General features: G+C 64.4%; 15 protein-coding genes and 1 pseudogene. 12 read left to right on the plus strand and 4 right to left on the minus strand.

Annotated elements, in window-relative coordinates:
• Nucleotides 1-135: 135 nt before the first annotated feature.
• On the minus strand, nucleotides 136-1,890 hold the full coding sequence (gene dacB / locus B0G75_RS24075) for a D-alanyl-D-alanine carboxypeptidase/D-alanyl-D-alanine-endopeptidase (RefSeq protein WP_106311400.1): 1,755 nt from the start codon (nucleotides 1,888-1,890) through the stop codon (nucleotides 136-138).
• 222 nt (nucleotides 1,891-2,112) lie between these two features.
• Here dacB and B0G75_RS24080 point away from each other — a divergent pair, with 222 nt between their 5' ends.
• The 6 genes from B0G75_RS24080 to B0G75_RS24105 all read left to right on the plus strand — a co-directional run bounded on the left by B0G75_RS24080 (nucleotide 2,113) and on the right by B0G75_RS24105 (nucleotide 7,896).
• Entirely contained in the window at nucleotides 2,113-2,775 is a 663-nt protein-coding gene (locus tag B0G75_RS24080; protein WP_106311328.1) for a response regulator, read from the plus strand.
• 4 nt (nucleotides 2,776-2,779) lie between these two features.
• Complete coding sequence (locus B0G75_RS24085) at nucleotides 2,780-4,081, plus strand: ATP-binding protein (protein ID WP_106311331.1); 1,302 nt, start codon at nucleotides 2,780-2,782, stop codon at nucleotides 4,079-4,081.
• A 157-nt stretch (nucleotides 4,082-4,238) separates the two neighbouring features.
• A complete protein-coding gene (locus B0G75_RS24090) occupies nucleotides 4,239-5,756 on the plus strand; it encodes a DegQ family serine endoprotease (RefSeq protein WP_106311333.1) in 1,518 nt (505 codons plus the stop codon).
• Between the two features lie 303 nt (nucleotides 5,757-6,059).
• On the plus strand, nucleotides 6,060-6,557 hold the full coding sequence (locus tag B0G75_RS24095) for a carboxypeptidase-like regulatory domain-containing protein (protein WP_106311336.1): 498 nt from the start codon (nucleotides 6,060-6,062) through the stop codon (nucleotides 6,555-6,557).
• 151 nt (nucleotides 6,558-6,708) lie between these two features.
• Nucleotides 6,709-7,101, plus strand: coding sequence for a DUF427 domain-containing protein (locus B0G75_RS24100; protein WP_106311339.1), 393 nt, complete (start codon nucleotides 6,709-6,711; stop codon nucleotides 7,099-7,101).
• A 33-nt stretch (nucleotides 7,102-7,134) separates the two neighbouring features.
• Nucleotides 7,135-7,896, plus strand: a complete 762-nt coding sequence (locus tag B0G75_RS24105) for a CoxG family protein (protein WP_106311342.1) — start codon at nucleotides 7,135-7,137, stop codon at nucleotides 7,894-7,896.
• Nucleotides 7,897-8,040: 144 nt separating this feature from the next.
• Here B0G75_RS24105 and B0G75_RS24110 read toward each other — a convergent pair whose 3' ends face one another.
• A complete protein-coding gene (locus B0G75_RS24110) occupies nucleotides 8,041-9,048 on the minus strand; it encodes a helix-turn-helix domain-containing protein (protein ID WP_106311345.1) in 1,008 nt (335 codons plus the stop codon).
• A 166-nt stretch (nucleotides 9,049-9,214) separates the two neighbouring features.
• Here B0G75_RS24110 and B0G75_RS24115 point away from each other — a divergent pair, with 166 nt between their 5' ends.
• On the plus strand, nucleotides 9,215-9,847 hold the full coding sequence (locus B0G75_RS24115) for a cysteine hydrolase family protein (protein WP_106311348.1): 633 nt from the start codon (nucleotides 9,215-9,217) through the stop codon (nucleotides 9,845-9,847).
• A 174-nt stretch (nucleotides 9,848-10,021) separates the two neighbouring features.
• Here the strand turns inward: B0G75_RS24115 and B0G75_RS24120 are convergent, their stop codons facing one another.
• The gene (locus B0G75_RS24120) at nucleotides 10,022-10,681 is read right to left on the minus strand and encodes a TetR family transcriptional regulator (protein ID WP_106311351.1); all 660 of its coding nucleotides are present in this window, start codon (nucleotides 10,679-10,681) and stop codon (nucleotides 10,022-10,024) included.
• Between the two features lie 428 nt (nucleotides 10,682-11,109).
• Here B0G75_RS24120 and B0G75_RS24125 point away from each other — a divergent pair, with 428 nt between their 5' ends.
• The 3 genes from B0G75_RS24125 to B0G75_RS24135 are packed head-to-tail and all read left to right on the plus strand — an operon-like array spanning nucleotide 11,110 to nucleotide 17,161.
• Complete coding sequence (locus tag B0G75_RS24125) at nucleotides 11,110-12,342, plus strand: efflux RND transporter periplasmic adaptor subunit (protein ID WP_106311354.1); 1,233 nt, start codon at nucleotides 11,110-11,112, stop codon at nucleotides 12,340-12,342.
• 18 nt (nucleotides 12,343-12,360) lie between these two features.
• Nucleotides 12,361-15,582 (plus strand): efflux RND transporter permease subunit, encoded by a 3,222-nt coding sequence (locus tag B0G75_RS24130; protein WP_106311357.1) that lies wholly within the window; start codon nucleotides 12,361-12,363, stop codon nucleotides 15,580-15,582.
• 1 nt (nucleotide 15,583) lies between these two features.
• Nucleotides 15,584-17,161, plus strand: a complete 1,578-nt coding sequence (locus tag B0G75_RS24135; RefSeq protein WP_106311360.1) for an efflux transporter outer membrane subunit — start codon at nucleotides 15,584-15,586, stop codon at nucleotides 17,159-17,161.
• Between the two features lie 166 nt (nucleotides 17,162-17,327).
• On the opposite strand, the gene B0G75_RS24140 is transcribed toward B0G75_RS24135, so the two are convergent.
• Nucleotides 17,328-18,737: a nucleobase:cation symporter-2 family protein gene (locus tag B0G75_RS24140; RefSeq protein WP_106311363.1), complete on the minus strand. Its 1,410-nt coding sequence runs from the start codon at nucleotides 18,735-18,737 to the stop codon at nucleotides 17,328-17,330.
• A gap of 426 nt (nucleotides 18,738-19,163) precedes the next feature.
• Between B0G75_RS24140 and B0G75_RS24150 the strand changes: the two genes are divergently transcribed.
• The gene (locus B0G75_RS24150) at nucleotides 19,164-20,654 is read left to right on the plus strand and encodes a xylulokinase (protein ID WP_106311366.1); all 1,491 of its coding nucleotides are present in this window, start codon (nucleotides 19,164-19,166) and stop codon (nucleotides 20,652-20,654) included.
• Between the two features lie 223 nt (nucleotides 20,655-20,877).
• A pseudogene (locus B0G75_RS24155) lies at nucleotides 20,878-21,050 on the plus strand (alcohol dehydrogenase catalytic domain-containing protein); the annotation flags it as partial.

The raw sequence follows: 21,050 nt of genomic DNA on the forward strand, positions 1-21,050 counted from the left end.
GTTTTTGTTCGAGCGGGACCGTAGACGATGCACGGGCCCGGCGCCACGTTCAGCGTATTACGCGCGCCTCAAACACTGCCCGACAGCGTACACGCTTGAGCACATCGCCGCCCGCGGCTTCGCTAGAAGGAATACTCAGTGAGCGCCACGCTTGTGCGGGTTTTTCCTGGGCTTGATGCTGCGTGGTTCGACGACCGGATCGGACACCTTGGTGAAGCCCTGCGACGGTCCTTGATACACCCATTCGAGCAGCGCGTCGTGCGCGGCGCGCGCGGCTTCCGAATGCGGATCGTTGATCAGGCTGACCACCACGTAACTGTTACCGTCCGCTGAGGCCACGTAGCCCGCAATTGCCCGAACGTCGCGCAAGGTGCCCGTCTTGATGTGCGCATTGCCGCCCGCGCCCTGGTTGGTCAAGCGGTTGCGCATGGTGCCGTCGACGCCCGCGATCGGCAGCGACTCCACGAACACCTGCGCGACCGGACTTGCGTTGGCTCGCTGCAGTAGATCAGCGAGCGAGAGCGCGGTGACATGCTCGTCGCGCGACAGGCCCGAGCCGTTATCGAGCGTCAGGTATTCCATATCGACACTGTCGCGGCGCAGAAACGCCTGGATTGCGCGTGCTGATTTGGCGGTCGTCGCGGGCCCTTTTTCCTCGGCGGCGCCGATCGTCAGGAAGAGGTTGCGCGCCATCGTGTTGTTGCTGAACTTGTTGATGTCGCGAACGATGTCGGACAGCACCGGCCCCTGGTGTGTCGCCACCAGTTTGGCGCCGACGGGCACCGCGCCTTCGCGCGTCGCGCCGCTGAACGTGCCGCCGGTTTGCTGCCATAGCGCGAGAAAACCGCCCGCGAAGAACGCCGAGTGATCGAGTACCGCGACGTTGATCGTGCGCGGTCCACAGCGCATCGAATAGTCGCCGCTGAACGAGGCCACGACGGTGCCGTTCGGCTGCGGCGTAACGGTGGGCGACACCGAGGCCGCGTCGCCGCGGCACGGGCCGTTCACCGCGTGCATCTGGTTGTCGATCTGCAACTGCGCAAGCGCGGGCAGCACGTCGATCGCCACGCTGCCGTCGGGCGACGGCGTCAGCGTGAACGACAGCGATTTGAATGCATACAGCAGCGGATCGGGACCGACGTTGTACGGCGCGGTGGCGTCGTCGTCGAACGGCGGCAGGTCGCGCGTGGACGGATCGAAGTAGCGCTTGTCGAGCACCAGTGCGCCGTCGATACCGTTGATGCCCGCCTTATGGATCTTCTGCACGAGGTCGATCAGTTCTTCCGGCACGAGCTTCGGATCGCCCGTGCCCTGGATGTAGAGGTTGCCGTGCAGCACGCCGTTGGCGTCGATGGTGCCGTCCGCGTAGGCGCTGGTGCGCCACCGGTAGTCGGGGCCGAGTATCGACAGGCCTGAGTAGGTGGTGACGAGTTTCATCGTCGAGGCGGGCATCATCGGCTTGCCGGCGTTCAGCGCGAGGATCGGCGTGCGGTCGCCGACTTTCTCCACGACCACGCTGATCGACGACAAGGGCACGTGCGCGCGCTGCAAGCCGAGCATCACCGATTGCGGCAAGACGGTGGTGACGTTGACGCTCGGACGCGTGGCCTTGACGCGAGCCTGCGCGGCGAGCGGCAGCGATGCGCCGCCGCCAAGCGCGGCGCAGGCGAGCAGCCAGGCCATGGCGCGCGGCGCGAACCGGCGCGGCAGATGCATGGTGGAAGCGGTGGCCGTGGTCGAAGCGGCGCAAGCCGCGTCAGCGGACAAAGCAGTGAACGTGCTTGTAGCGGCAGACGCGGAAGCGGAAGCAGAAGCGGATCGCGCACGCAGCGCGACATGACGTACATATGCGATGCGGCGTGCAAGAGAAACCAGAAATGCGTGCGTCATGGACGGGCGAAAAAGCAGAATGTCAGGGCGTGGGGCACGCGGCGATTCAGGGCGGCGCCGATGGATCGCGTTGGCGCGCGGACGAAAACATCGGCCGCGCGAAGCAAAGCGCCCATTGTAGAGAGTTGCCGCCAGGCTGCGGTGGAAAATGCGCCACGCGGCGCGCATGCGGGGAGCGGGCGCTAGAATGCGGCATCATCGAACGATTCGGAACGGATAACCATGCGCATCTTGCTAGTCGAAGACGACCGGATGATTGCCGAAGGCGTGCGCAAGGCGTTGCGCGGCGAAGGCTTTGCGGTCGACTGGGTGGAAGACGGCGAAGCGGCGCTCAGCGCGGCAGGCAGCCAGCCTTACGATCTCGTGTTGCTCGACCTGGGCCTGCCCAAACGCGACGGCCTCGACGTGCTGCGCACGCTGCGCACGCGCGGCCACGCGCTGCCGGTGCTGATCGTGACCGCGCGCGACGCCGTGGCGGATCGTGTCAAAGGCCTCGACGCCGGCGCCGACGACTATCTCGTCAAACCCTTCGATCTCGACGAACTCGGCGCCCGCATGCGCGCACTGATCCGGCGTCAGTCCGGACGCAGCGATTCGACCATCCGGCACGGCAACCTGACGCTCGATCCGGCCTCGCATCAGGTCACGCTCGACGGCGCGCCGGTCGCGTTGTCGGCGCGTGAATTCGCGCTGCTCGAGGCGCTGCTCGCGCGTCCTGGCGCCGTGCTCTCGAAGAGCCAGCTCGAAGAAAAAATGTACGGCTGGGGCGAGGAGATCGGCAGCAATACCGTCGAGGTCTACATTCACGCGCTGCGCAAGAAACTCGGCGCGGAGCTGATCCGCAACGTGCGCGGTCTGGGCTACATGATCGCAAAGGACGCCTGAGCCGATGCGTTCGATTCGCCGTCAATTGCTGGTCTGGCTGCTGGCGCTGGTGCTGCTCGGCGTCGGCATCGCGGGTTGGCTGATCTACCGGCAAGCGCTTGCCGAAGCCAACGAACTTTTCGATTACCAGTTGGAGCAGATAGCCGCGGCGCTGCCGTCGGAACCGTTCTCGCAAGTGCTCGGTTCGCGCGACACCGGCGACGAAGGCATCGTGCTGCAGATATGGAATCGCAACGGCGTGCTGATGTACTACTCGCGTCCGCGTGCGCCGCTCGCGCCGCGTGCCGAACTCGGCTTTTCGACCGAGCACACGGACCGCGGAGAGTGGCGCGTGTATGGCGCGATCGTCGGCGATAACGTGGTGCAGCTTGCGCAGCCGGTTTCCGTGCGCAACCGGCTCGCCGCGAATGTCGCGTTGCGTACGCTGTGGCCGTTGATCGTGCTGCTGCCGTTGCTCGGGCTCGCGGTATGGGTGATCATCGGACGCGGACTCAGGCCATTGCGGCGCGTGACCAGCGCGCTCGACGCGCGTCATCCCGAGGCGCTCGATCCCTTGCCGGACCAACGCCTGCCGCTCGAAGTGCAGCCGCTCGTGCGCGCGCTGAACGGACTGCTCGAACGGCTCGCGACCGCGCTCGACATTCAGAAAGCATTTGTCGCCGACGCCGCGCATGAATTGCGCACGCCGCTCGCCGCCGTGCAGATTCAGGCGCAACTGGTGGCGCGCGCGAAAGACGACAGCGGCCGCAGCGAAGCGCTCGCCGATCTGCAAGCCGGTGTGACGCGCGCTACACGTCTTGCCGAACAACTGCTGGCGCTCGCGCGTTCCGAACCGGACGGCCTCGCCGCCACCGACGCGATCGATCTGCGCGCGCTGCTGCAGGAGTGCGTGGTGGCTTACGCGCCGCTTGCGCTCGATCGTGGCGTCGATCTCGGCATCGAGGCAACGGAATCCGCCACCGTGATCGGCGACGCCGACGCGCTGCGCGTGATGTTCAACAACCTCGTGGATAACGCAACCAAATACACGCCGCGCGGCGGACGTGTGGACGTCAGCCTGCATGTCGAAGAAGGACACCCGGTCGTGCGGATCTCCGACAGCGGACCGGGGATCGAACCGGCCGAACGCGATCGCGTGTTCGATCGTTTCTATCGCGCGGGCGCTGGCGCGAATCGCGCTCGCACCGACGTGGCGGGCAGCGGCCTGGGTCTGGCGATCGTGCGCCGCATCGCCGTGCAGCATCATGCTGCCGTATCGCTCGACGAATCACCCGCGGGTGGCTTGCAGGTCAGCGTGCGCTTTTGAAGGCAAGGCTTTCTGTTCGTAAAGAGACTTAAACAAGGCTTAAACAGGCCTAAATAACTGGATGGAAGCGGATCTGTCGCTGCTTAAGACTCTTTTAAGCGATGCCCCGTACGCTTCGAGACATCCAAAGTCTCTTTCTCCCAGTCAGGAGTACACGATGAACGCGAAAACCTTGTCCCGCAGCGCTGTTGCAATCGCTGTCGCGGTAGCGCTTTCCGCCGGCTATGTAGCGGGGCATCGCGACGTGCCCGCGCCGCAGGTCATCTCGCCGGCGCAAGCCGCGATGATGCCCGCTGAAGCCGCCGCCAAAACCGGCATTCCCGACTTCTCGGGCCTCGTCGAAACCTACGGCCCGGCCGTGGTGAACATCAGCGCGAAGCACGTCGTCAAGCAGGCGGCGCTGCGCGGCAATCCCGGCAATGGCAACGGCGGCAATCAGTTGCCGATCGATCCGAGCGATCCGTTCTACCAGTTCTACAAGCATTTCTTCGGCGGCATGCCCGGCATGCAAGGCGGCGGTGACGGCGGCGATGCGCCCGATCAGCCGAGCGCGAGCCTGGGCTCGGGATTCATCGTCAGCAATGACGGCTACATCCTGACCAACGCGCACGTGGTGGACGGCGCGAATGTCGTCACCGTGAGGCTGACCGACAAGCGCGAATTCAAGGCGAAGGTGGTCGGCGCCGACAAGCAGTCCGACGTCGCCGTGCTGAAGATCGACGCGAGCAATCTGCCGACCGTGAAGATCGGCGATCCGCGCCAGAGCAAGGTGGGCCAGTGGGTCGTCGCGATCGGCTCGCCTTACGGTTTCGACAACACGGTGACCTCGGGCATCATCAGCGCGAAGTCGCGCTCGCTGCCTAATGAGAACTACACGCCGTTCATTCAGACCGACGTGCCGGTGAACCCGGGCAATTCGGGGGGGCCGCTGTTCAATCTGCAAGGCGAAGTGATCGGTATCAACTCGATGATCTATTCGCAGACGGGTGGCTTCCAGGGCCTTTCGTTCGCCATCCCGATCAATGAGGCGATCAAGGTCAAGGACGACATCGTCAAGACCGGCCACGTGAGCCGCGGCCGTCTCGGCGTGGCGGTGCAGGGCATGAACCAGACGCTCGCCAATTCGTTCGGCATGCAGAAGCCGCAAGGCGCGCTGGTCAGCTCGGTCGATCCGGGCGGCCCGGCGGCTAAGGGCGGTTTGCAGCCAGGCGACGTGATCCTGTCGGTGAACGGCGAACCTGTTGGTGACTCGGCCGATCTGCCGGCGCAGGTCGCGGGCCTGGCGCCGGGTACTTCGGCGACCGTGCAGGTCTGGCGCGACAAGACCACCAAGGACCTGAAGGTGACCATCGGCTCGCTGTCGGATGCGAAGGTCGCCTCGGACAAGGCCGATCAGCCAACCCAGTTGCAAGGCCGGCTCGGCGTCGCGGTGCGGCCGCTGACGCCGGAAGAGAAGAGCGGCGCGTCGGTCTCGCACGGTCTGCTGGTGCAGCAATCGGGCGGCGCGGCGGAAAGCGCCGGCATCCAGCCGGGCGACGTGATTCTCGCGGTCAACGGCCGGCCCATTTCCAGCGTCGATCAACTGAAGCAGATGATCGCCGGTGCCGGCAACAGCATCGCGTTGCTGATCCAGCGCGACAACGCGCAGATCTTCGTGCCGGTCGATCTCGGCTGACGAGTTGCGCGCGGCGGACGGCACGGTCGCGAGAGCGGTTGGAAGTTTGACCGACGCTGCGGCCGATCTCATCGCGAGTTGAAGTAATGCTTGCCGGTCCGTTGCACTTACTGCCAGCGGACCGGCAATTTTTATTTGGACCTTTGCATCGAAGAAGAGCGCTGTGCGCCGCACGGCGCGGCGCGTGGCGGTTTCCGTATGACGCAGCCGGCGCCTTGGCACGCAGGTTGCGTCTGCCTTGATCCGGGCCCATTGCGGGAAACCGGGAGAAGCAGGCATAGGACCTCAACAAGGAGCGAACCGATGAAAACCCAACGCAATCAGCGAAGGATCGTAGCCGCCGCGGTTGCCGCAGCGCTCACGCTCGGTCTGGCGGGTGGCGCATACGCACAGCAGGCAAGCGATACGACCGGCGGCACGACCACCGATCAATCCAGCGCGGGCAACGCCAACGGCGGCGGCCTGCCGCAAATCCAGCAACAAGGCGACGTCTCGTTCGTGTCGGGCGGCGTCGGTCTCGACGAATCGAAGGCGCTGCAGCAGGCGCAGAGCCAGTGGCCACTGTCGCTGCGCTTCACGGGCCCGGGTTCCGACTTTCTCGCCGACATTCATGTGCGCGTGGTCGATGCGCACAACGGCGAGGTGCTGAGCACCACGTCGCGCGGGCCGTATATGCTGGTGAAACTGCGCCCGGGCCGCTACACGGTGCATGCGCAGTACAAGGACCGCGACCAGTCCAAACCGGTGACGATCCCGGCCAAGGGCACCGCGAGGGCCGCCTTCTACTGGAACACGCAGTAAGCCGGGCGCCGTCTCGGGCGGTGGTGTGGCCAGCGCCGCACTCCGCGCAGGAAGGTCGCGCAATCGGCCGGACTTTGGCCGATAATGAAGCCACGGGTACCCCCGTGGCTTTTCTGTTTTGCATGACCGCACACCATCACGGAGCCGAGACATGAGCGATGCCTTGACACCTCACGGGAGCCCGGGCGCGAGCACGGGTGGGCACACCATCGTGATCACCGGCAACACTCACCGGGTGCGGATGATTCACGGCGGCGTGACCATGGCCGATACGCAGGCAGGGCTGACACTGTCGGAAACCGGTCTGCCGGACGTGTTCTATTTCCCGCGTTCGGACGTGAACATGGCCAGGCTCGAGCGCTCGTCGCACACCACGCACTGTCCGTTCAAGGGCGACGCGTCGTACTTCCATCTGCGCACGGAAGACGGCCTGATCGAGAACGCCGTGTGGAGTTACGAAACGCCGCTCGAGTCGGCCATGCAGATCAAAGGGTATCTCGCGTTTTACGCTTCGCGCGTCGACCGCATCGATCAGACGTCCTGATCCCGCTGTCGCGCGTTCATCGGGGAGGCTGCCATGGAACTGAACGACGCGTTACGGATTCCGCTTGGCGCATCGGACGTCTGGGAGGCATTGCAAGATCTTGCGCTGCTGCGCGCCAGCCTCGACAACTGCGAGTCGTTCACGCGCCTCGCGCACGGCGAATACGAATTGATCATGACCGTGCCGCTCGGTCCGCTGCGCGCGCGCTACCAGGCGCGTGCCCACGTGGCCGGCCAGGATTCGGGTCCGGCGGACGCACAGCGCCGCACCATCAACTTCAAAGCCCGCGCCGAAGGCATCGGCGCCTTGCGCGGACAGATCGAAGTACGCTTGCGCGCGGACGAAAGCGCGCATGGTGCCGACAGGGAGCGCGGCACGCGGATCGATTACACCATTTGGGCGACCTCGTCCGGCCCGCTCGCCGAACTGCCGACGCGGCAACTCGAAAACGCGCTGCATCAACTGGCCGACGACTTTTTCACCGAGTTCGAGGCTGTCGTGCGCGCCAAGCACGGGCAAGGTCCGAATCGCGCGCGGGGTTCGGCGGTGCGCCGCCAGCATGTCTTCCTGCGGCCGATCACGCTCGGCAACATGGCGCGGCGCGTGCGCTCGGATCACGGCAATGCGCTGCCAGGGCGCGCGGCCAGCGCGTCGCACGGAGCCGCGCATGGTGTATCGCACGGGGTCCCGCATCACGAGCCGAGTCCGCATGCTGTGCCGAACTGGGCCTGGGCCGCGATGATCTTTCTGGTCGCGCTGCTGTTGTATGTCGCGCGCTGGATCAGCGAGCATTGAGTCTGATGGTGTCTGTCGTAGTTGCGGCGCGGGCGGCGGTTGGTGCCGCTGTCGCGCCGATGCGACTACGAAATCCTGGTGGCGTGCTACGAAACGTCGGTGGCTGAGTACAGGCGCGCGCATTCACACTCATACGCCGCGAAATCACACGCCGCGAAACTCCCTTCGCCATGCCGACGGCGAGGTGCGGAACGCCTCCGCGAAATGTTGCCGTAACGAAGCGGTCGAGCCGAAGCCCGCGATACCCGCGATCGCTTCCACCGACTCGTCGGTGCTCTCCAGCAATTGCTGCGCGCGAGCGAGCCGCTGCGCCAGCAGCCATGCGCCGACGGTGGTGCCCGTGGCGAGCCGGAAGCGTCGCGTGAACGTACGGCGGCTCATCAGCGCGCGCCCGGCCAGCGTGTCGAGCGTATGCGGCAACGTCAGATTGCCGCTCACCCAATCGAGCAGACCCGACAGCCGGTCGCCGCGCACATTCGGCGGCATCGGTTGCTGAACGTATTGCGCCTGGCCGCCTTGCCGATGCGGCGGCACCACCAGCCGGCGCGCGATGTAATTCGCCACTTCGGCGCCGCACAGCTTGCGCATCACATGCAAACAGCAGTCGAGGCCGGCGGCGGTGCCGGCCGAGGTCAGCACGTTGCCGTCGTCGACATAGAGCACGTTCGGGTCGAGGCGCACGCGCGGGTAGCGGCGCGCGAAGTCGTCGGCCCACGCCCAGTGCGTCGACGCCGGACGGTCGTCGAGGATGCCGGCGGCCGCCAGCACGAACGCGCCCAGACAGAGCCCGACCAGTTGCGCGCCGCGCGCGTGGGCGGCGCGTAGCGCGTCGAGCAGCGCGGCGGGCGGCGTTTCGGCCGGGTCGCGCCAGCTCGGCACGATGATCGTGTCCGCATCGGCGAGCGCTTCGAGTCCATGCGTGACGGCGATCGAAAAGCCGGCGGTGGTGGTCAGCGCGCCCGTTTCGGCCGCGCAGACGCGGAAGTCGAACTCAGGCACGCCGCCGCCGCTGCGGTCTTCTCCAAACACCACGCACGGCACCGAAAGATGGAACGGACTGATGCGGTCGAACGCGACCACCGCGACGATGTGGCGGAGCGGTTCGCCGCGTGTCGCGACAGAGGAAGCGGAAGCGGAAGCAGGCGTGGCCATCAGTCACCTCAAATTCCGACGATGGCCCGATTCTAGCGAATCTTGTCATTCGGGTCGCTGTCGGGAAGTTGGCCGCGAGGGAACAATGCAGTCATCGCCGCTGCTCGTGCCGAGTCCAAACCGGAGCCGGCCGCGCGGCCCCTTTACTCGACTGAGGAGTCTTGCCATGACCACACCGCGCCGTGCGCTGATCGTCATCGACGTGCAGAACGAATACGTGACCGGCGATCTGCCGATCGAATACCCGGACGTACAAAGCTCGCTCGCCAACATCGGCCGCGCGATGGATGCGGCGCGGGCCGCCGGAGTGCCGGTGGTGGTCGTGCAGAACTTCGCGCCGGCCAGCTCGCCGTTGTTCGCGCGTGGCAGCCGCGGGGCGGAGCTGCATCCGGTGGTGGGCGAGCGGGCTCGGGATCATTACGTTGAAAAGTCGCTGCCCAGCGCTTTCACCGGCACCGATCTCGCCGACTGGCTCGCCGCGCGTCAAATCGACACGCTGACGGTGACCGGCTACATGACACACAACTGCGACGCGTCGACCATCAACCACGCGGTTCACTCGGGGCTGGCCGTCGAATTCCTGCACGACGCGACGGGTTCGGTGCCGTATGAGAACAGCGCAGGTTTCGCCAGCGCGCAGGACATCCACCGGGTGTTCAGCGTGGTGCTGCAGTCGCGTTTCGCGGCGGTGGCGAGCACGGACGAGTGGCTCGCGGCCGTGCAGAGTGGGGCGCCGTTGGAGCGCGGCAATATCTATGCGTCGAATCAGAAGGCAAGGGCCACGCGGGCCGCGGCGTAAAGAAAGCGCGGACGGTGGCGGTGTCGAGCGCTGCTATATAAGGATGCGGCGCTACGGCTCGGCGGGTAGAACAAAGTGGAGAATGCGGCATCACGCATGCTGCGCGTCAAACCAAGGCGGCGGGTCGCTCACCCGTCCGCCTTTTTGCGTCGATCGCTTTCGTCAGGCGATCGGCTAACCGCCGCCGCTGCGCTGCGCATGCCCATTGCGCAACGCCGGGCTCAGCTTCAGCGCATCGAACATACCTTCGACCATCTGCACGGCATGGGCGCCGAAATCCGTGGCGTCGGGCAAAAACAGCATGTCGCGCAGCGAACCGCTGACAAACGCATGCACCATCGTCGCCGCCAGCTTCGTGTCCAGGTCCGCGGGCAGTTGTCCTTTGGAGATGGCATTGCGCAGACCGCCTTCGATTTTCTGGAGCCCTTCGCGCATGTTGGTTTGATAGCGGACCATCACCGGGCCCATTTCCTCGACCAGCTCGCATTTCAGAAACAGGATGTCGAACACGCGCCGGCGACGCGGATCGTTGGCGGTGTCGCGTAGACAGACCGTGCAGATTTCCATCAGACGTCCGAGCGGAAAGGGCTCGTTGGGATCTTGCGAGGCGGCTTTGAGTTCGTCCAGCGGCAGAAGCACGCGGTCGAACATTTCAGTGAACAGATCGCTTTTATGCGCGAAGTGCCAGTAGATGGCACCGCGTGTGACACCGGCGGCCTGCGCGATGTCGGCAAGCGACGTGCGCGATACGCCTTTCTCGAAGAAGACCCGTTCAGCCGCGTCGAGGATACTGTTGCGCGTCTCCTGCGCCTCTTCTTTGGTTCTTCTGACCATGTTGGAATGACCTGCCCTGATTGTGGGGTTTTCCCGAGCGTTTTTAAGTATGCCCGATGACAATCCGTCTACTGTGGAGCGAATTGCGAAGCGATCTTGCAAGCCCCCTGCCAGCAAGAGATAAACGCACTTTTACATGCATTCGTGAATGTATATATAATAGCATCCCACGATCGGATAGCCCAAGCCGTGACGAACCGTTAATATCCGTCACTGTTGCCTTTCAAAACGCTCTTTGCGCCGTGCCCAGACGGGCGGCGCCGTGCGGCATTTCCCCGGTATGGCGCATTTCGCTCAGGATGCCCTGCAGGTTCGGTGTGCGTCCGCGGGTGTCCGGTCAGGCGTCGCAAGACGCATGTGTGCGCTGTCGTCCCCGGGGTAGGGATGCGCGCACTTTTTCATTCTCAGTCTTTGACAGAGGTCGCTCCATGCGCGTCGAACGGGTTCCATTCCGCTTAATCAGTGCCGCGACGGCTGCCGTATTGCTGGCAGCGTGCGGACCAAAACAATCTGCCCCGCCGCAACAGACGCCGGAAGTCGGCGTCGTCACCGTTCAGCCAACGGCCGTGCCCGTCGTCACCGAATTGCCCGGCCGCACAAGTGCCTTCCTCGTCGCGCAAGTGCGCGCGCGGGTCGACGGCATCGTGTTGCGCCGCGAGTTTACGGAAGGCGGCCAGGTCAAAGCGGGTCAACGTCTGTACAAGATCGATCCGGCGCCGTACATCGCCACGCTGAACAACGCCAAGGCAAGCCTGGCGAAGGCGCAGGCCAACCTGGTGTCGACGACGGCGCAGGCCAATCGCTACAAGGTGCTGGTTGCCGCCAACGCGGTCAGCAAGCAGGACTACGACAACGCGGTGGCTTCGGAAGGCCAGGCCGCGGCTGACGTCGCCGCGGGCAAGGCGGCGGTCGACACGGCGCAGATCAATCTCGGCTACACGGATGTGGTCTCGCCGGTGAGCGGCCAGGTCGGCATCTCGCAGGTCACGCCGGGCGCCTACGTGCAGGCAAGCGCCGCCACGTTGATGGCGACCGTGCAGACGCTGGATCCTGTCTATGTGGACCTGACGCAATCGAGCCTCGACGGACTGAAGCTGCGCCGCGACATGCAGGAAGGGCGCCTGAAGACCACGGGTCCGGACGCCGCCAAGGTGTCGCTGATTCTCGAAGACGGCCGCACCTATTCGGAGAAGGGCAAGCTGCAGTTCACCGACGTGACGGTCGACCAGGGCACCGGTTCGGTTACCGTGCGTGCGATCTTCAAGAACGCGGACAAGGTGCTCCTGCCGGGCATGTTCGTGCGCGCGCGCATTGAGGAAGGCGTCAACGAGAATGCGCTCGTCGTACCGCAAGTTGGCATCACGCACGACCAGAAGGGTCAGCCGACCGCGCTGGTCGTCGGTAACGACAATAAGGTGGTGTTGCGTCAGCTGGTCACCTCGGGCACGTACGGTTCGAACTGGGTGGTCGAGAGCGGCCTGAATCCGGGCGACCGCGTGATCGTGCAGGGCACCGATAAGGCGAAGCCCGGCATGCAGGTCAAGACCGTTGCCGCGCAACTTCCCGCCACACCCGCTTCCGGCGCTGCTGCTCAGAGCGCGCCGGCCGCCAGCGGTGCTGCGCAGACGGCACAACCTGCCTCCGCCGCATCGGGCGCGTAATAACAGGGAGCCCGCCTCATGGCAAAGTTCTTCATTGATCGCCCGATTTTTGCATGGGTGATCGCCATTATTCTGATGCTCGCGGGTATCGCGTCGGTCTTCACATTGCCGATCGCGCAGTACCCGACCATCGCGCCGCCGGCCGTGCAGATCAGCGCAACGTACCCGGGCGCATCGGCGAAGACGGTGGAAAACACCGTCACGCAGGTGATCGAGCAGCAGATGAGTGGTCTCGACCACTTGCTGTATCTGTCGTCCACCTCGGACGACTCGGGTACGGCAACCATCACGCTGACGTTCGCGGCCGGCACCAATCCAGACATCGCGCAGGTGCAGGTGCAGAACAAGCTGCAGCTCGCCACGCCGCTCCTGCCGCAAGCCGTGCAGCAGTTGGGCACCAAGGTCACGAAGTCGAGCAGCAGCTTCTTGCTGGTCATGGCGTTCGTGTCCGAAGACGGCAGCATGAACAAGTACGACCTGGCGAACTACGTCGCGTCGAACATTCAGGATCCGGTCAGCCGTATCGACGGCGTGGGCACGGTGACGCTGTTCGGTTCGCAGTACGCCATGCGGATCTGGCTGGACGCGAACAAGCTGACCAACTTCGGCCTCACGCCGGTGGACGTCGAAACCGCGTTGCAAGCGCAGAACGTGCAGGTCGCGGGCGGTTCGCTCGGCGGCACGCCTTCCGTGCCGGGCCAGGTGCTGCAGGCCACCATCACGGAAGCCACGCTGCTCAATACGCCTGAACAGTTCGGCAACGTGCTGCTGAAGGTGAACCAGGACGGTTCGCGGGTTCGCATCAAGGACGTGGCCCACATCGAGCTGGGCGGCGAAAACTACAACTTCGACACCAAGTACAACGGCCAGCCGACGGCAGGCTTCGGTATTCAGCTCGCTACCGGCGCGAATGCGCTGGCTACCGCGAAGGCGGTGCGCGCGAAGGTCGCCGAACTGTCGAAGTACTTCCCGCACGGTCTGGTGGTGCAGTACCCGTACGACACCACGCCGTTCGTGCGCCTGTCGATCGAAGAAGTGGTCAAGACGCTGCTCGAAGGTATCGTGCTGGTGTTCCTGGTCATGTACCTGTTCCTGCAGAACCTGCGCGCCACGCTGATCCCGACGATCGCCGTGCCGGTGGTGCTGCTGGGCACGTTCGCGATCATGGGTCTGGTGGGTTTTTCGATCAACACGCTGTCCATGTTCGGGCTCGTGCTGGCGATCGGCTTGCTGGTGGACGACGCGATCGTGGTGGTGGAAAACGTCGAGCGGGTGATGCAGGAGGAGGGCTTGTCGCCTCGCGATGCCACCCGCAAGGCAATGGATCAGATTACCGGCGCGCTGGTCGGCGTGGCGCTCGTGCTGTCGGCGGTGTTCGTGCCGGTGGCGTTCTCTGGCGGTTCGGTCGGCGCAATTTACCGGCAGTTCTCGCTGACGATCGTCGCGGCCATGGTGCTGTCGGTGCTGGTCGCGTTGATTCTGACGCCGGCATTGTGCGCGACGATTCTCAAGCCGATCGAACAGGGGCATCAGGAAAAAACCACCGGCTTCTTCGGCTGGTTCAACCGCACCTTCAACAAGAGCCGCGACAAGTATCACTCGGGCGTGCACCACGTGATCAAGCGCTCGGGCCGTTGGCTGATCATCTATATGGTGGTGATTTTCGCCGTCGGCCTGCTGTTCGTGAAGTTGCCCAAGTCGTTCCTGCCCGACGAAGACCAGGGCACGATGTTCGTGCTGGTGCAAACGCCGTCGGGCTCGACGCAGGAAACCACGGCGCGCGCGTTGAAGGACGTGTCCGACTATCTGCTCAACACCGAGAAGAGCATCGTCGAATCGACCTTTACCGTGAACGGCTTCAGCTTCGCCGGCCGCGGCCAGAATGCGGGTCTCGTGTTCGTGCGGATGAAGGATTACGCGCAGCGTCAGCATACGGATCAGAAGGTGCAGGCGCTGGTGGGCCGTCTCTTCATGCACTTCGGCAGCTACAAGAACGCGCTGGTGTATCCGGTGAATCCGCCGTCGATTCCTGAACTCGGCACGGCCGCGGGCTTCGACTTCGAATTGCAGGATCGCGCGGGCGTCGGTCACGAAAAGCTGATGGAAGCACGCAATATGTTGCTGGGCATGGCGGCGAAAGATCCGACGCTGGCTCAGGTGCGTCCGAACGGCCTGAACGATACGCCGCAGTTCAAGGTGGATATCGACCACGAGAAGGCTTCGGCCCTCGGCGTGTCGCTGTCCGCGATCGACCAGACGTTCTCGATCGCGTGGGCGTCGCAGTACGTGAACAACTTCCTCGATACCGACGGCCGGATCAAGAAGGTGTATCTGCAAGGCGATGCTCCGTTCCGCATGAAGCCGGAAGACCTGAACGCGTGGTACGTGCGCAATACCGCGGGTGGCATGGTGCCGTTCTCGTCGTTCGCCAGCGGCACGTGGACCTACGGTTCGCCGAAGCTGGAACGCTACAACGGTATTTCCGCGGTGGAAATCCAGGGCGCGGCGGCACCGGGCAAGTCGACCGGTCAAGCCATGACGGCCATGGAAGCGCTCGTGGCGAAGCTGCCTGCGGGTGTCGGCTACGAGTGGACGGGTCTGTCGCTGCAGGAACGCCAGTCCGGTTCGCAGGCGCCGATTCTGTACGGCATCTCGATCCTCGTCGTGTTCCTGTGTCTCGCGGCGCTGTATGAAAGCTGGTCGATCCCGTTCTCGGTGATCATGGTGGTGCCGCTCGGCGTGATCGGCGCACTGCTGGCCGCTACGCTGCGCGGACTCGAGAACGACGTGTTCTTCCAGGTGGGTCTGTTGACCACGGTGGGTCTGTCGGCGAAGAACGCGATCCTGATCGTGGAATTCGCCCGCGAACTGCAGCAGGGTGAAGGCATGGGGCCGATCGAGGCCGCGCTGGAAGCAGCGCGTCTGCGGTTGCGTCCGATTCTGATGACCTCGCTCGCGTTCATTCTCGGCGTGATGCCGCTCGCGATCAGTAACGGCGCCGGTTCGGCCAGCCAGCACGCGATCGGTACCGGCGTGATCGGCGGGATGTTGACGGCGACCTTCCTCGCCATTTTCATGATCCCGATGTTCTTCGTCGTGATCCGCGCGAAATTCGGCGGTGAGAAGGAAGACCCGGATGAGGCGCTCGCACACTACAACCAGCACCATCCGCATGACGGCCAAGGCGGCGGTTCGGCGGGCGGGTCGGCTGATGAAGGCTCGGGCAAGGACGGACATTGAGATGCAAAAACACTCTCTGATTGCAGTGGCGGTCGCGCTGTTCGCCGCGGGTTGCACGATGGCGCCGAAGTACGAGCGCCCGGCGGTGCCCACGACGAGCACCTTCCCGACCGGCGGCGTGTACGACACGCAGCCGGGCGCGACCCAGCCGGGCGCGAGCCAGACCGACGCGACCCAGACGGGCAAGCAACAGCCCGGCGTGACGAATGCTGCGCGCAGCGCGAACGGCCAGGCCGCGGCAGATATCGGCTGGCGCGATTTCTTCGTCGATCCGCGCATGCAGCGGTTGATCGAGATCGCGCTGAAGAACAACCGCGATCTGCGCGTGTCGGTGCTGAACATGCAGGCGTCGGCTGCGCAGTACCGCATCGTTCGCGCCGGTCTGCTGCCGACGCTCGACGCCGCGGCTTCGCAAAGCAAGCAGCGTACGCCGAAGGACTTGTCATTCGCCGGGCAGACGATTACCAACACGTATTCGGTCGGTCTGAACGCGTCTTGGGAAATCGACTTCTTCGGGCGGATTCAGAGCCTGAAGGATCAGGCGTTGGCGCAATACCTGGCTACGGCTCAAGCGCGCAAGGCTGCGGAAATCTCGCTGGTCTCGCAGGTCGCGACCCAGTACATGACCGTGCTCGAGCTCGACGATCTGTTGAAAGTCACGCAGAACACGTTGAAGACCTCGCAGGAATCGTATCGGATCGCCAAGTTGCAGTTCGACAACGGCACCGGTTCGGAACTGGATCTGCGTCAGTCGCAAACCGTGGTCGAGCAGGCTCAGGCCAACCTGCAACAGCAGATGCGTCTGCGGGCGCAAGCGGATAACGCGCTCGTGCTGCTGATCGGTGAGCCGTTGCCGGACGATCTGCCGCCTGGCATGACGCTGGACAACCAGAATCTCCTCACGGATATTCCGGCGGGTCTGCCGTCTGACCTGCTGACGCGTCGTCCGGACATCATGGAGGCCGAGGAGAATCTGCTGGCCGCCAACGCGAACATTGGCGCGGCGCGCGCGGCGTTCTTCCCGAAGGTCTCGCTGACCGGCAGCTTCGGCACGCTCAGCCCGTCGCTCGGCGGTCTGTTCAAGCCGGGTTCGGCGGCGTGGAGCTTCGCGCCGTCGATCACGCTGCCGATCTTCGAGGGCGGCCAGAATCTGGCCAACCTCGATCTCGCCAACATCCAGAAGAAAGTCCAGATCGCCACGTATGAAAAAGCGATCCAGTCGGCCTTCCGCGATGTGGCGGACGCGCTCGCAGCGCGCGGCACGTACGATCAGCAGATCCAGGCGCTGGAGCGCAATACTTTTGCCGAGCAGCGCCGGCTGGATCTGTCGAACCTGCGTTACACGAATGGTGTCGACAGCTATCTGACCGTGCTGACCGCGCAGACCGATCTGTATTCGTCGCAGCAGTTGCTGGTCACGGCCCGCATGGAACGTCTGCAGAACCTGGTGACGTTGTATCAGGTACTCGGCGGTGGCTGGATTGAACACAACGGCGAGCAGCCGCGTCCGGCCGATGCACCGGTCGACTACGGTGCGGCAAGCGCGCCGGTGGCGGCTTCGGCCGCCACGGCGGGTTGAAACCCGATGTAGCGTCGGGTGTGTAGGGCGGGTTTCAGTTTTGAACAAAGCCGTCCTACGCAGCCAGTCACAAAAAACGCCACGGCATTTGCGCCGTGGCGTTTTTTTATCCGCAGCGCTCGCGCGATCTCTGGTTCGCGCGAGCGCCCTAAGCGTTGCGTACCGTTCAGTGCACATCCGCTGCGCGCAGCATATCGTCGCCGCGCGGTTCGTTGCCGCCGCGTCCGTCGAAGTCATGTCCGGCGCTGCGAATTTCGCACTGTGCCTTTTTCTCGCTCTTCACGCCGTTGAAGATCAGATTCAGCACCACAGCCGACACCGATGCCAGCAGAATCCCGCTATGCAACAGCGGCGAGAGCGCCGGCGGCAGCTTCGAGAAGAAATGCGGCGACACCACCGGCACGAGACCCAGGCCGATACTGACCGCGACGATGAACAGGTTGTGATGGTTCTTCACGAAGTCGACCTTCGAGAGCACCTTGATGCCGTTTGCCGCGACCATGCCGAACATCACGATGCCCGCGCCGCCGAGCACGAAAGCCGGCACCGACGCGACCACTTGCGCCATCTTCGGGAACAGGCCCAGCAGCACCAGGATCACGCCGCCCATCGCGCAGACAAAGCGGCTTTTCACGCCGGTCACACCGATCAGGCCGACGTTCTGCGAGAACGAGGTATGCGGGAACGAGTTGAAGATACCGCCGATCAACGTGCCCAGGCCGTCGACGCGCAAGCCGCGCACCAGTGTCTTCTGATCGACCGGACGATCCACCATGTCGCCGACCGCGAGGAACATGCCGGTCGATTCGATGAAGGTGACGAACATCACGGTGACCATCGTCGCGATCGAGAGCGGATCGAAGTGCGGCAGGCCGAAGTGGAACGGCATGACGAAGCCGACCCACGGCGCGTGCGTGACGCCTTCCATGTTGACGCGGCCGATCGCCAGCGCGATCACGAAGCCGGCGACAATGCCGAGCAGCACCGAGATATTGGCAAGGAAACCCTTGGCGAATTTGTTGATCAGCAGAATCAGCATCAGCACGATCAGTGAGAGGCCGAGATAGATCGGATTGCCGTAATCGGGATTGCCCACGCCGCCTGCCGCCCAATTGATGCCGACTTCCATCAACGACAAACCGATCACCGAGATCACCACGCCGATCACGACCGGCGGGAAGAACCGCAGCAGCTTGCCGACCGCGGGCGCGAGCAGAATGCCGACCACACCGGCCGCGATCGTCGAGCCGAAAATATCGAGAATGCCGAGCGAGGGATTGGTGCCGATCGCGACCATCGGACCGACGGCCGCGAATGTGCAACCCATGATGACCGGCAGACGGATGCCGAAAATCCACAGGCCGAGCGTCTGAATCAACGTGGCGATGCCGCAGGAAAACAGATCGGCGCTGATCAGAAACGCGATCTGGTCTTTCGGCAACTTGAGCGCCGCGCCGATGATCAGCGGCACCGCGACGGCGCCGGCATACATCACCAGAACGTGCTGAATGCCGAGCGTGAGCAACTGGCCTGCGGGCAGTCGTTCGTCGCACGGGTGAACCGTGTTCGATTGCATATCGTCTGTCTCCACCATCTGAGTTTTTGGGATGGCTCCAAGGTATCGGGGACTAAAAAGCACAACAAGACCACTGGGGCCTATTCCGGCATTCCCGGTGACGATATGCGTAGGGGTCTTTTGAAAGCCAAAAGAAATGCGCGGCCCTGGTCCATCGGCGGTCAGCCCCTTGCAGTGGCGATGCGAGGCGGTGCGTCGCGCGAGTCCAGATTGACGCGATATGTGTGAGAATCAATGAGGTGTATCTCGCTCACCGCATAGTCCTGTTTTGATGTGACTCGCGGCGCAAGCGGGTTAACCCGCGATTCGCGATTTTCGGCGCGCGTTTGCGCATGCTTCTCAAGCGCCGCGCCGGTGCGGAAAAATACGCTTCTCGGGCAGCTTTCGCGTGCTCATATTCATCCTCAATTTGACGCTCTATCGCCCATGAGTTTTCTCGGCATCGACCTCGGCACCGGTTCCCTCAAAGTAGCAATCGTCGACGAAAACGGTCGCGAGCAGGCGGTGGCGAGCGTCGCGTATCCCATTGAAACGCCGCAGGCGGGTTGGGCGGAGACATCGGTGCAAACATGGTGGCGCGCGCTATGCGAAGCCGCCGCGCGTTTGCCCGATGGATTGCGCCGCGATGTGCGGGCCATCGGTTTTTCCGGGCAGATGCACGGCGTCGTGTTGATCGACTCAGCGGGCGAGGCCGTGCGGCCCGCCATGCTGTGGCCTGACACGCGCGCGCTGGCCTTGCTCGACGCGTGGCCCGAACCGCAGCCGAATCCGGTTGCGCCGGGCATGGCCGGTCCGCTGCTGCGCTGGATCGTGTTGCACGAACCGCAGTCCGCGAGCCGCACGCGCTGGGCGCTGCAACCGAAAGACTGGCTGCGCGTCGCACTGGGCGGCGCGGTGGCGACCGATCCCTCCGACGCCTGCGCGACCGCGCTCGCCGATCCCGCTGGCGTGTGGGACGCGGCGATGCTCGATCGGCTCGAGATTCCGCACGAATGGTTCGCGCCGCTGGCGCCGTCCTATGCGGCGGGTGGTGTGTTGTCGGAGAGCGCGGCGCAGGCGCTGGGTTTGCGCGCCGGCATCGTGCTCGCGACCGGCGCGGCCGATACGCCGTGCGCCGCGCTCGGCAGCGGGCTCGCACACGATGGCGACGCGTTGCTGACCACCGGCACCGGCGGACAAATCGTCGTGCTGGCCGAGCACGCGCCCGCGGCGGTCAAGGGCTTGCATCGTTATCGCGCGGCGAGCGATCACTGGTATCGGATGGCGGCGATGCAGAACGTCGGCATCGCGCTCGAACGTACGCGAGGATGGCTGTCGTATGAATGGGCCGATGCGTATCGGGACGCGTTCGGTGACGGGACAAACGCGACCAACGCGACCAGCGCGTTCAGCGCGACCACCACCTCCAATGCGAACACAGCGTCGGCGTCCGGCCTCACGTTCCTGCCGTACCTCACAGGCGAACGCACGCCCTGGCTCAATCCGATGGCGCGCGGCGGCTGGCTCGGCCTCGCGCTCGATCACACGCGCGGCACGATGATGCGCGCCGCGTTCGAAGGCGTCGCGTTCTCGCTGCGTGCCGGGCTCGACGCGATTCGCGCGAGCGGCGCGACGGTGGCGGCGTTGAAGCTGGCGGGCGGCGGTTCCGTCGACGCCCGCTGGCGCCAGTTGCTCGCCGACGCGCTGAATGTCGAGTTGCACGCAGTCGATTGTCCGAATGCGGCGCCGCGTGGCGCGGCGATTCTCGGCGGTCTTGCAAGCGGGCATTGGCACGCGCGCGATCTCGCCGCGCTCGCGCCGGGCGCGACGCGTGTCGCGGGTCCGCAAGGCGACACGGAGCTGGCCGAGCGCTATGAGCGCTTTCTCGATCTCTACGGACGAGTCGAAACATGGTTCGCCGACACGCCGTCGCGATGAGTGAATGTCATGTCAGGTTCAGACAATGCCGTGACGCACTTTGCAATACCATTACGTTTTTCGCGCGCTAACGTATGAGTCGGCGCAGTGCGCCGAATGACAATGATGACGTGCCCGAATGAGGCGCACGAATCGACCGCAACACCGAATCGCAACACATGCGCGCCGCAACGCAGTCCGCCGCGACGCGCCTTGCCTCTACAGACTCACAGGAGCATTGACGATGAAGACCAAAGCAGCAATCGCATGGAAAGCCGGCGCGCCGTTGACGATCGAAGAAGTCGATCTGGAAGGGCCGCGTGCCGGTGAAGTCCTGATCGAAGTGAAGGCCACGGGCATCTGCCATACCGATTACTACACGCTCTCCGGCGCGGACCCCGAAGGCATCTTTCCGGC

It is taken from the genome of Paraburkholderia sp. BL18I3N2 (assembly GCF_003001875.1).
GTDB lineage: Bacteria > Pseudomonadota > Gammaproteobacteria > Burkholderiales > Burkholderiaceae > Paraburkholderia > Paraburkholderia phytofirmans.